This is a genomic window from Aquimarina addita (assembly GCF_039539305.1).
GTDB lineage: Bacteria > Bacteroidota > Bacteroidia > Flavobacteriales > Flavobacteriaceae > Aquimarina > Aquimarina addita.
In genome coordinates, this window is sequence record NZ_BAABCW010000006.1 from 44,231 (window position 1) to 57,288 (window position 13,058).

Consider the following 13,058-nt stretch of genomic DNA (forward strand, 5'->3'; position numbering starts at 1 on the left):
CTGTACTATGTTACTACAAATTACCATTTGGTACTCACATCATCAATACCTCACTCACCTCCTATTTAATTCAAGACGATTTAATGGTTGCAGAAGAAACTGTAAAAATTCCGAAATCGTCAATCAGCATTGTTTCTTTATATATATGATTAAAAGCCATCAATCGGTCTAATTCTTTTTGAGACCGTCTCCTCATTACCCAATTTTTCTTTTGATGACTATTTAACACATACGCAATCATTTTTAGTTGTGGATGCCAGGGTTGACCTGTATACACTACGTTAGCACCTTCTTCTGCAATAGATTTTATCCCCGTCAGTGCTTTACTTGCTAATTCGTTATCACCAAAAAGTTCTAAAATTCCGGAAACAACGATAATATTAGGTTCAAAATTTATTTTTGTATATGTTGCCATGTCAAAACAATCAAAATTTGTAAATCTTACATTTTGATATTTTTTCTCTTCAATAACTTTTTGTCCTATTTCAATATTATCTTTTACAAATTCATTAATAACAATTTCTGCTTCCGGATATGCATCCTTAATATCAAAAAGATAATTACCTGTACCTCCTGCAATATCTAAAATTTTAATGTTACGACCTTGCTTATGTAAATTTTCAATATTCTTTTCTAAAAGTTGTAATAAGTGTTGTTTTCGTATTCTAATTCCTCTCCAACCAATGGCTTCTAAATAATTTTTATCCATTAGTTTTCCAAAGCCTAATTTTCCTTTGGGTTGGTTATGGTATACATAGTCTAAAGAAGCCCCAGAATCAAAGCCATGTTTTAACCCTATCGCCATCCCATCACTAATCTTCCCTATTTTACCTAAAGACCATTTTTGAAATTTAAAATTAAAGTTATTTCCTTCATTATTATGTAAGCTATTATGCTCTTTTAGCGAAAATTCATCTGGAAGTATACCTGGTTCCTTTTGTGGTTGAGCAAAGCATTTATCTATAAAAGCATTAATTTTATCATACACCATTTCCTTTTCTTTCTCAAACAAAATCCCATGAAAGAAATCTGGTAAAACTACTAGTTCTTTTACATCAGTATCTAATTTCTCAAAAAATATTTTTTGGTCTTTATTAAAAACTACTTTGTCTTTTTCTGCTGATAAAATGAGTGTTGGTGTATCAATCGCTTCAGCATCTTCTACCAATCGTTTTCCTGCATCTGCAAGGTCTATCAGTAATTTTGCGTCAATCGATCTGGTAATTAGAGGGTCTGTGTCATACGCTTTTTGTTGTGCTACATCGTGCGTAAGCATTTTTGATTTTACATAACTCTTAATAATTAATCCTTTATTCAATTTAGTACCTAAAGTTATCATCTCATTTGCTAAAGGAACTATAAGGTTAATTCTAAAAGCTGGTGCAAGTAGAGCCATGCCGGCAATGTTTGGGGCAAAATCATGTGCCCAAGCAGCAGCAATCACTCCCCCAATACTATTTGCAACCACAAAAACGTCGTGCGTTGATACCTCATAATTAGACTGTAAATACTTGACAAAAGCATCCAAATCTCTCACATAATCCATAAAAACCGAAGAGGTTTCTGTTTTTGTATGTCCATGACCACGTAAATCAAACCCAAAGACATTAAATTGAGAAAACTGAGAAGAAGTAGCTATATCTTGTAACCTTTCAGAGTGTTCATGTCCTCGATGAATTATGATGATAGTTTTTTGTGATGGTTTAAAATTCCAAGTACGATAAAAAATTTCACTTCCATCAAAACTATTAAATTGCCCTGTACTCATATATCAAATGTTTTTAAAAAATTCTGTAAATAATTAGGTATTACAGCATGTTTATGTGCGCTTTCTACTTTTGTCACCGCCTCTTCTGTAGATAAAGATAGTATGTTTTTTACAACAAGAATTCCTATAAAGGTACTTCTGGTAAATCCCATGGTACAATGAATCAGTATTCTTCCTTCTGGAGGAAGTTGTTCATAATTCCCTGAAATTCCTAACACTATTTTTCTTACATTAACACTGTCAAATGCACCTATATCTAATATTGGAACACAAAAATATTTTGAATTCTCTTTAATACCAGTATGCTCTTCCAGCTCAGCAGAAAAATCATATACTACAGTATTTTGATTGAAATTAAAGTTTTGAATCTCTTCTTTATCAAGCTTTGAAGATATATAAATTTTAGGTAGAATCTCTATTGTTTCTTTGTTCTTCCTTAAAAACTTCCAGAAAAACCAATAGATCATTATATAAGGAAAATAAAATATTTTTTTAAACCATGCTATATTACCCGATCTATCCTTTAAAAAATGAACATGATTCTTTTGATAATAATACCCTACTAAAAATATGACTAAAGATGGCCAAAGTAATATAATACAGAGACCATTAATGAACTCAGTAAGTAATAATGATAATAATATTGTAATCCAACCACCAAGGAAATAATAATTAGCAATATGAAAGTTTCTTAATTGAAAATTATTTTGATGTATTGGGAAAATAATAAGAGTGAATTGAGCCAATATGGCAGCTGTTACCATATCAATTACATGATGCTGATATGTAGTAAGCGTTGAAAGTCCCAATAAAATTAACCAAAAAGCGATTAGGATTCGCCATTTTTTTTTGAAATCCCTAAACACTGTCCAAAACACAAAAGCAAATGAAATATGTAGTGAAGGTGCTTGATTATAGGGAGAATCAACGTTTTTTATAAAATCAAATAAAAATTGAAACCACAGATTATTGGTCTCTGGCTTTACTAATGAAAATTTTAAAGGAACTAAAAAATAAAAAATTCCAGCAACAAGAATAACGAATAACAATCTCTTACTCAAAGTTATTAACTGCTCCTCTTTTTTACAAAAGAAAAAAATTGTGCTAAAAAAAATACCACTTGTCATGTATGGAATAATTGTCCAGGGTAAGAATGGAATATATTTTTCAATACTGAAAACAAAGGAAGGTACATAAGATAAGGTTGATGAATACCAAGCTGCAAAATTATAAATTACTCCAAAAAATAAGGAAGTAATAAGGGCAGCCTTTATTTTCTTTCTTACACTTAATCTTGTTGCATCCATTTGGCTTTTCTATACATAATTACATTGAGGAATGAAGAGGGTAATACCGATAAAAATGTCATTAGCCACTTCATTTTGGTTGGAAAAATGAGTAACTTTTTTCTTGTATCGATCGCTTCGTAAATTATTTTTATTGCCGAATCAACATCTACCAGAAATGGTTTTTTACTTAAATCATGACCATTTAATTCTCTTAATTTTAATGTATCAATATAACCAGGTGCAATGGTGGTCACAGAGATTCCAAATGGTTCTAATGCTCTATGATAAGCTTCTGCAATATTAATTACAGAACGTTTTGTCTTAGTATAAAGACTGGATTTCTTATAATCTAAAATACCCGAAACAGATGCTATAACCGCAATACGTCCATTTTTTTGATGCTGCATTAGCAATCGTGCAACTTCAAAACAATTAATGGTTCCTAAAATATTAGTTTGCAACATTTGCTCCGCCTCTTCATAAGAGATTTGCCCAGCTACATCCTCAGCATAACTTCCTGCACAATTAATAAAAACATCAAGATTTTTATGTCCATCCAGAAAATTTTGTAGTACAGTTTTAATTGAAGACATTATAGAAACATCTGCTTCATACACAAGTAAGCTGTTCAAATTATTTTTTGGTACTTTATTAATATCTCTTCCACAAACACCTACACGATATCCTTTTGATAAATAATGCACAGCTAATGCATACCCAATTCCCGAAGTTCCGCCAGCAATAAAGATATTCATCATGTAACAGTGATTATAAGTAATCTGTAAATATATATGTTTTGAGTGATTTTATAGTTTACTTTTGCTTTGAATACTCTTCAATGTTTGTTGAAATCCATAATTCCATTGTCTGTCCATATCTTCTCTGAATTGCTGATAACTGGCAGGGTAATCAAAACAGATCTCTAATCTTTTCCAACAAATTTTCTTTTTAACGTAGTATCCTTCTAATACTCTTTTGATATTTCTTGTATCAATCTCATGATCAGGAGTATAGTTTTGAATCTCTTCTAATCTTTTGGTACCACTATATCCTAAAACCGCACGAACAAATGCTTCTTCAACAGCACTGTACGATTGTTTTTTCTCAATAATCACTGCCTTCGAGATATGTCTTGCCAACTCTATCGGAATTAAATCTATCGCACCACCTGCAAAATATGTGTCTTCTAAATTAAAAGGTGCAACGTAAAACATGTCTGAAATTGAAATTCTTGCACTCGTTAATAGCGATATATCCGTTACTATCTTTGGAGTGACTGCTACTCCGCTATTTCTGTAATTTTCTGATGAAATTACTATTTTTTCGATATCTATTCTTTTTGCAGTTTCTGAATCTGTAAATATTACTTTCTGATATAGTTTACGATCATTTCTTTTCTGCCCTACCTCATCTGGGCTAAAAAGCATCTCTGAACCCAAAATCAGTGTTGGAACTTCTTTTGAAAACCTGGTACTGGCTAATGAAGGAAAATCTTTTGTAAAATCTTGAGATATGTCTGCCAGATATTTACTAAATACATCTTCAATAAAAGGCGCATTTCGTTTATCTATTATTTTTTTTAAGGATAAAAGACCTATTTTTAGAAGTTTTTTTTCTTTTGTAAGCCTTTTTTTAATTACAAATTGAAAATATTCTTCAGATTTCAAATACTCTTTTCGTAGGGTTGTATCGGGAAATGCATTAATAACTGTTGCAGCAAAAGCTCCACCACAGGTACCAATAAGAACATCAGGTTGCATCTGCAATTTTTCTAAGGCAGCATACATCCCAAGATATATCATCAATCTTGTTCCTCCACCAGAAAGTATAAATGCATTATTAAATGTATCCTCCATAATCTTAATTTTTCAAAAATAAAGGAAGCAGCCAAAAAAAGATGGGAGTATTAAAAATAAGACTATCCATTCTATCAAGTAATCCGCCATGACCAGGAAGAAGTGCTCCAGTGTCTTTTACACCAGTTTTTCTTTTTAGGAAAGACATAAAAATATCACCAAAAAAACCAAAAACTCCCAGTATAACTCCTAAAACTGTATTAATAAAAATTGTAGATGGTAATAAAAAGTATCCCAAAACATTACTCAAAAGAATGGTAAGCAATACACCTCCTATAAAACCTTCTCTGGTTTTATTAGGACTGATTGCAGGTATTATTTTGTGTTTCCCAAAAGACTTGCCCATTAGATATTGAAAAACATCATTTAACTCAGTAACTACTACTAAGAAAATAAGTGCTTCTACCCCCCAAGTACTCTCTCTTAGAAAAAACAAATATGGAAAAATGAAAAGAGCTATAACCAGAGCTATTGGTATACCTGATATTTTTTTTAGTGTTCTTAATCTAATTAAAAAAAAGATAGTTATTAGCAGAAAAAGTAAAAGAGCGTAAAAGAAATAATTCTCAAAACTAAAAAAATACAATAAAAAAAACTGAGTAACCCCAACAACTAAAGAAGGAATATATTTATTCCCTGCGATGGCAAACATCTTTAAAAATTCAAAAAAAACCTGAAATCCTATCCAGGAAACGAAAATTTTCATCGTCATAGGATGAGAAATAGAAATAGAAAAAACTAAAATAATAAAAACCCAAGTCTTTACCCTAAGAGGAACATCAGCATATTTATTTTCTGAATTATTTTGTGGTTTCATTTAGTGCTTTCTTAAGACGTGTAAAAGTACTAAGAACGAGCAATAAAATAATGCCTCCAAAAATAAAGTTAGAATAGCCCGAAATATGTACTTCAAAAAATTGGATAAGCCCATAAACACCTAATAGAAAAGCGCGATCACTTTTACCCATAGGACCATCATAACGACGACTTTTTCCTATTGCTTTACCCAATAATCCAGAAAATTCATTAATAACACTTAGCAATATAAACGTGATCACTAAATACAAACTTTCTGGTTGGAATTTTAATAAAGGAAAAAAGATAAGCACATCTGAAATTATATCCCCTACTTCATTTAAAACTTCTCCCAATGTGCTTGTTTGATTAAATTTTCTAGCCATCATGCCATCTAGTGCATTAAGCGCCATTCTTAACAAAAGTCCTATGGGTAAGCATAAAAAATACCAAGTATTAATATCTGCATTCCAAAATAACCCAGCTATGACGACAGATAACAAAACAGAACTAAGGGTGATTTGATTTGCTGTTACCTTTTGTTTATGTAAAAAAAGCAAAATTGGATTAAGAATTTGCTGAAATTTGGGTTTCAATTTATAAATCGAAATCATTAGAATTGCCTTTTACTATATTTTAAGTCAAACTTAAGTTTTTTAATGGTAAATAACTAAAACTCCATAAACATCAGTAAATGAATCTATTATTTTTTACTTTAAAGATTCTAGAGTACTTGAATTAGTATATCAAATATCATCAAGACGAATTTTTATTCGCAATAACAAAAAGGCAGCTTCTTAAAATTACTTTTTTCTAACCTTTTAGATGGTTGTATACACATAAGATTATTCTCAAAAAATATATTAATATTTCACAATCTCAAAATCACTTCTCCTATTTATTTGATGCTCTTCTTCGCTACAAGCTTTAGAATCACATTCAATCAAAGGCTTTGATTCACCAAAACCTTCAAACTTCATTCTTCTGGCATTTACGTATCCAACCAGCGCTAGATAATTACGTGTTGATTCAGCTCTTTTTTCTGATAATACCTGATTATAAGATTCGGTCCCTCTACTATCAGTATGTGCATCAATTTTTATATAAACAGTACTATATTTTTCTAATTTTAAGGCGAACTCATCTAATACTTTTTTAGAATCTGCCCTAATATTCCATTTATCATAATCAAAATAGATAGGAGGTACATCAAAATAGAGTTTTCCATTTTTCTCAATTACTTTAGGTCCTTCTGTATCTGCCATCAATTCCTGTTTGATTTCTTCTGCTGATATATCAGCATCTTTTACCTTATTTCCTTCCTTAGAAGTAGTAATTGCTTTGTCATCTTGCGCTGTATCCTTTGAAATTGATTTCTTCTTATCAAGATAAATAATATAGGTTTGGGCTTCCTTTTCTTTTACCAAAATAGGTTTTGCTTTAGTTTCATAACCATCAGAAGATGCTTTTAACTCATATGTACCGGGAAAGATAGCTAAGCTAAATGCAGCTACAGAATCCAACCTGCCCTCATAAACTATCTGCTGATTACTATCATACAAAATCACATCAGAATTCGGAATATAACTATCTGAAGCAAATTCTCTTACCTCAAAATTAGCCGTATATTCTTTTGGAAAGATTTCTCCTATCTGAGTAAAAGAATAGATATCATCATCTGATTTATTTTTTCTATTTGAAGCAAAAAAACCGTCTTTATCATTATAATAGGATATAGAAAAATCATCATATCCTGAGTTTATAGGAGCTCCCAGGTTTATTGGTTTTGTAAGTATTCCCTCTTTTAATTCTGAAACAAAAATATCCATCATCCCTAGTCCTAAATGACCGTTAGAAGAAAAGAAAAGATGTCCCTCATTAGCAACAAAAGGAAATTGTTCTCTATGTATTGTATTAATAGAAGCTCCTAAATTTTTAGGACTTCCATAGGTGTTATCCATATTAATTGTTGAAGAATAAATATCAAAATCTCCATAACCTCCAGGAATATTAGAAGCAAAGTATAGCATTGTACCATCTTCATTTAATGAAGGATGTTCCATTGAGTACCCTATTTCATTAAATGGAAGTTTTTCTGGAGTTTGCCACAGCCCGTCAACTTTTAATGATTTATATAAATAAATAACATTATTCCCTAAACTATCGAATTTCTTTTTTCCTTTTTCAGCATTACTTTTAGAAAAATAGATGGTATTACCATCGGGTGTAAAACAAAAATTACCTTCATGCAGATTCGAATTAATTTCATCTGATATGGATTGCACATCTGACACCGGCGTGTTATTATTGTCCACATTAACCTGCAGAATATCTAAGAATGGGCGGTGTGTCCATTTATAGTTTTTATTCATAAAACCTCCAATACTATTATCCGTAGTAAAATAGATAATGCTATCTCGTTTTACAGCACCAAACTCTGATGAAACTGAATTAAATGACACCTCTTTTATGGTGTAATCATCATCTTTTAACTTGAATGTCTCAATGATGGAGATAGCTTCTGATTTATTTAATTCAGTACCTTTTTCATTTTTTTCATACAATGCCAAAAAATCGACTGCTTTATCATACTTACCTAATGAAGAAAGCACTTGATACATCATAAAATTAAAAGAGTTATCGTATGATTTATCTTTTTGATAAAATCTTCCGGTAGTGAGTACCGCAAGATATCGATACGCTTGCTTAAACTGAAATGTATTGTAATATGATGTAGATATATTAGTAAGAATTGGCTTGGAATACCCTTTCTGATTTAATTCTTCTTCATATTGAATAGCTGCGTTAATATAATCTCCGGTTTCAAAAAAACGATCCGCTCTGCTTTTCTTCTGTGAAAAAGAAAACTGAGTTATCAACAAAGTAAATATTAGTAGTAGTTTCGTATTCATAATTTAGAAAAATCTAGGAGAAGTATATTTGTTACTAAAATTGAGTAAATCAAAATTGTATAACAATACAATTTCATGACTTCCATTATTATACCCGCTTAAATCACTAGTACTAAAGTCGTATGCATATCCCACTTTAAGACTCTTTGTTATATTGATTCCTGCCAATGCAATAAAAGCATCTTCATATCGATAAGAAATACCTAATTCGAATCTATCATATAGTAAAGAATTTAAAGAAATATCAAAGGTCATAGGAGAATCAAGTACTTGTTTAACCACCAGCGAAGGTTTTAGTTTTACCTCATCAACTACATCAAATACATAGCCACTTACCGCATATATATGAGTTTTTGATTGAGCAACTCCTACTTCTGTAATACTAACATCATTTGGCAATAAATTAGGAGATGATATTCCTGCATAGAAATTATTAGAAAACAAAAACAATCCTGCTCCTATCGTTAATCCTAGTTCTGATGTATTCTCAGAAAAGGCAGGATCATCAGAAACGTCTGAATCCGTTGCATTAAACTGAAAGCTATTAAAACCGGCTTTTAAACCATATGATAATTTAAACATATCTGATATACGGGTTATATATGCAAAATCAATATTAAAGAAATGGTTATTAACACTTATTGCTTCTCCTATCTGATCGTTTACATAGTTTACGCTCAGTTCTATTTTCTCATTTAGCGGAATATGACCAAAAACATTTCCTGTTTCTGGAGCTCCTGCTAATCCTGTCCATTGTTTTCTATATAACAAACCTGTTGAAATTAGACCACTTTGATTTGTAACATAGCCTGGATTAACCGTGCTCATATTATACATATATTGAGAATACTGCGGTTCTTGCTGCCCATACATTAAAGAGCAGAAAATGATCGATATACTAAAAATAAATATTGATTTCATGAATTATCTGCTTAGGTAAAAACTTCCTTGAATGGGAAGGTTATTTTCAAAATTGGGCGTAAAAATATAGAAATATGTTCCAGAAGGAAGATCATCACCTAATCGAATAGAGACATTGCTTTCGCCTCTGAATTTTTCCGTATTAATAGTTCCCTCATAAACTGTATTCCCATACCTGTTAAAAATTTTTAATTCAAAATCAGGAAAAGCTTCTGGAATATTATAAGCTTCACCAAGTTCTTCCTTAACAAGTTCAAAAACATCATTTTGATTATTACCATCTGGTGAAACTCCATCTTGAAAATCTAATGTACAAAGCTCCCCATTAGAGAATCGCTCTCCCATATTCAATATATTAATAGCAACTGCAACCCTATCTGATTCACAATTATCGGCATCCACATTAGTAATATAAAAAACTTGATTATCAAGTAAAATAGGATTGTCTATCACTGGCATATCACTTTCTAGAGAAGTATACCAATTATAATTAAGTACATCTACTTCTATATCATCTAAGTGTTTTGCATCCAGAATACAAAATTCCTGATCAGGAACATTGGGCTCTGGTAAATCTATAATCTGAATTGCTACATTTAAAGAGGATTCGTCACAAGGTATATTATTAGAAACTACATATCTAAAATTATAAATAGGATTTACTAAATTATCAGGATTTGGTAGCAAAGTAAAATCTACTAGTCCTTCTGTAGTTAATGCTCCTGTATTCTCAGTATCCTGAAACATACCAGTTCGTACGGTTTCCCTATCTAAAAGAGAATACAAATTTATACTACCATCCTGAATGCAAAATGTTTCATTAACATCTTGTCCAATTTCTACTGGATCTTCTATTGATATAAAGACCGATGTCCTATCTGATTCTGGACATCCGGCATTAGAAGCCACAACATAAACATACTCGCCAGGTCCTAAAATTGGTAGCGTAACATCATTCATATCAAAAACACCCAAATGGTCTGGAGATGTATACCCAAATGGACCAAACCATACTCCAGTAGGATCTGGATTATCTATTAATAAATCAAATAAGGTGATCGTTAGATCATCAGAACATACAGAAACATCTGCACCATTACCAGCATTAGCCTCTGGGTATATTGTAAATTGTAAAATAGCTGTATCAATACACGTAGTTCCATTATCACTAGTATATGTAAATGAAAAACTCAGAGGGTCATCAACACTATCGGGAAAACTAAACATATCATTTACTACAACTCCTGTATCTGTCTCTGTCCATATACCTGCATCAATAGTATTACCATTATCCTGTAATAAACTTACCAAACTCACATCACCTGTGGTATCAGTAATACAAAAATTAAGCGTAGTATCTTCTCCTGCATAATCAAAATCTAAAATATCAATAATAACAGGTGCTGATATAGAGCCACAAGGATTTCCTTTTGAAATCTGAGGAACACAAAAGTTACTACCATATAAGGTCTGATCTCTGTATCCGCTACATAATGTATCAGATACAACGCTATATCTATATTCGTATCTTCCTGGGGTGACATTTTGCAAACTAATCGTTCCTCGATGACGCTGTGAAATCTCAGTATTGTTAAGAAATAAATTCAACCCCAAATCTCCAGCCCCAGCCGGACCACTCTCAAAAGACCAAAACACTATTTCATTCTCATCATCAGGGTTTTGATATTCAAAACCTGGTTGAAACTCAAGTAAGCTATATAAATCTAAGCTCGTTCTTGTATCAGAGGCAGTACATATTTCTTCTGGTGGGTTTAATTGTTGAAACTCTTTTAAATCTTCAAAAATAGTAAACGAAACAGTGGCATTATCGTCAAAACAAATAGCAGACCTACTCTCTACTCTATAAGTGAAATCAAATGAATGACATCCAAACCCTGGCATATATTCTGATGAATTTAAAAAATCATCTACATACTCTTTTAAATTAATTTGATTAGAAATTGAAATGAAATTATCATCATCAATTTGATACCTCCATGAACCGTCTAAGTTTTCCTGATTAAGATACTCATCATCATTTAGATTAATCACCCGATCCCAGGAGGTATCTATACTAGTGGCACAAATATTATAATTGGATGCATATCCTGCAAAAGGTGGTCGAACCAGAGTTATACTTACATCTACACTTTCACTTACACAAAGTCCTTGTTGATCAACGGTGTAGGTAAAAGTATAATCCTGACTATCTACGGGAGATCCATCAGAAGGAGTATATGGCACAGTACCACCAAAATTAGACCCTTCCAGACGATAATCAGAAGCTGAAAGACTTCCTGTATATGTCCAAGTACCATTAAGATGAGGAGGAGCTTCTTGTTCTCTGATTTCTAAAGTTTCAAATAGATCAATATCAATTTCTATATCACCATTACAATCATCATTAAGATCGCAAACACTAAAAAAACCAGTAGTCGTGGCTTTACCAGCGTATGGTCCTAAGGTAAAATCAACTGTGACTCTAGGATCAGGGGCACAACTGGTGGATGATAGTGTAAACTCATATTGGCTTGATGCATTATTGAGACTCCATAGTCGTACTTCTCCTGTTGTAGCATTGAGAACTGCTGTTGCAGACTCTGAGCCAGTAGAAGTCCATACATCTCCAGGCTCTGCCGTAAGACCTATCTCATCATACAGATTTATGATACCATCTGGAATACTATTCATATCAAAATCAACAGTTTCCATATCACATATTTCTACAGACTGTACACCACCACATTGAGCATACATTCCTGTAATGCTGAAAAAAACTATCGCTAAAAATGAGAGTAAATGTTTCTTATATTTCAAAATTCACTTATTTAAAAAGCAAAAATAAAAATTTCTGTTAAAGAAACAAGCTTTTATCGATGAAATTTACCCTTTATCGATTATTTAAGTAACATAATTCAACTTCTTGACTCTAAAACCTTTACGATATCTTTTAAACTAAAGTCTTTTGCTTGTAGTAAAATCAAATAATGAAATAATAAATCTGCACTTTCATTTAGAAATAAATCATCATTATCATCCTTTGCTTCAATGACTACCTCAACAGCTTCCTCTCCTACTTTTTGAGCTACTTTATTAATACCGGCTTTAAAGAGAGATGCAACATAGGACTTGTCATTATCCACATTTTCTTTTCTATTTTTAATGACTGCTTCCAAGTCAGATAAAAAGCCGAATTTCTGAATATTATCTTCGTCCCAACAGGTATCAGTTCCTTTATGACAAGTTGGTCCTACCGGACTCACTGTAATTAATAAGGTATCCTGATCACAATCATTTTTAATAGTTACTAAATTCAAAAAATTTCCACTCTCTTCTCCTTTTGTCCATAACCGATTTTTAGTTCTGCTAAAAAAAGTAACTCTATTCGTATCCACTGTTTTTTGATACGCTTCCTCATTCATATACCCAAGCATTAACACATTCTTTGTTAATGCATCCTGAATAATTGCAGGCACAAGGCCATCATTGTTTTTATTAAAATCTATTTCCATCTTGG

The 13,058-nt window shown here is 31.8% G+C and carries 10 protein-coding genes; all 10 read right to left on the minus strand.

The annotated features are described in order from the left end of the window. Nucleotides 1–70: 70 nt before the first annotated feature. The gene (locus tag ABD816_RS09060; protein ID WP_344926624.1) at nucleotides 71–1,768 is read right to left on the minus strand and encodes a bifunctional alpha/beta hydrolase/class I SAM-dependent methyltransferase; all 1,698 of its coding nucleotides are present in this window, start codon (nucleotides 1,766–1,768) and stop codon (nucleotides 71–73) included. Next, entirely contained in the window at nucleotides 1,765–3,075 is a 1,311-nt protein-coding gene (locus ABD816_RS09065) for a phosphatase PAP2 family protein (RefSeq protein ID WP_344926626.1), read from the minus strand. Before ABD816_RS09065 ends, ABD816_RS09060 begins: the two co-directional genes overlap by 4 nt. After that, entirely contained in the window at nucleotides 3,057–3,812 is a 756-nt protein-coding gene (locus ABD816_RS09070) for an SDR family NAD(P)-dependent oxidoreductase (protein WP_344926991.1), read from the minus strand. Before ABD816_RS09070 ends, ABD816_RS09065 begins: the two co-directional genes overlap by 19 nt. A 51-nt stretch (nucleotides 3,813–3,863) precedes the next feature. Then, the gene (locus ABD816_RS09075; RefSeq protein WP_344926627.1) at nucleotides 3,864–4,913 is read right to left on the minus strand and encodes a patatin-like phospholipase family protein; all 1,050 of its coding nucleotides are present in this window, start codon (nucleotides 4,911–4,913) and stop codon (nucleotides 3,864–3,866) included. 4 nt (nucleotides 4,914–4,917) lie between these two features. Then, entirely contained in the window at nucleotides 4,918–5,730 is an 813-nt protein-coding gene (locus ABD816_RS09080; protein WP_344926628.1) for a phosphatidate cytidylyltransferase, read from the minus strand. Next, entirely contained in the window at nucleotides 5,714–6,322 is a 609-nt protein-coding gene (locus tag ABD816_RS09085) for a CDP-alcohol phosphatidyltransferase family protein (protein ID WP_344926630.1), read from the minus strand. The genes ABD816_RS09080 and ABD816_RS09085 overlap by 17 nt, the downstream gene beginning before the upstream one ends. Nucleotides 6,323–6,571: 249 nt before the next feature. After that, complete coding sequence (locus ABD816_RS09090) at nucleotides 6,572–8,620, minus strand: OmpA family protein (protein ID WP_344926633.1); 2,049 nt, start codon at nucleotides 8,618–8,620, stop codon at nucleotides 6,572–6,574. A gap of 3 nt (nucleotides 8,621–8,623) precedes the next feature. Beyond that, nucleotides 8,624–9,541, minus strand: a complete 918-nt coding sequence (locus ABD816_RS09095) for a PorP/SprF family type IX secretion system membrane protein (RefSeq protein ID WP_344926635.1) — start codon at nucleotides 9,539–9,541, stop codon at nucleotides 8,624–8,626. Nucleotides 9,542–9,544: 3 nt separating this feature from the next. Continuing rightward, nucleotides 9,545–12,358 carry a T9SS type B sorting domain-containing protein gene (locus ABD816_RS09100; protein ID WP_344926637.1) on the minus strand — a complete coding sequence of 938 codons (2,814 nt, stop codon included), beginning with the start codon at nucleotides 12,356–12,358 and terminating at the stop codon, nucleotides 9,545–9,547. Nucleotides 12,359–12,456: 98 nt separating this feature from the next. Further along, nucleotides 12,457–13,053: a bifunctional phosphoribosyl-AMP cyclohydrolase/phosphoribosyl-ATP diphosphatase HisIE gene (gene hisIE / locus ABD816_RS09105; protein ID WP_344926639.1), complete on the minus strand. Its 597-nt coding sequence runs from the start codon at nucleotides 13,051–13,053 to the stop codon at nucleotides 12,457–12,459. Nucleotides 13,054–13,058: the final 5 nt, after the last annotated feature.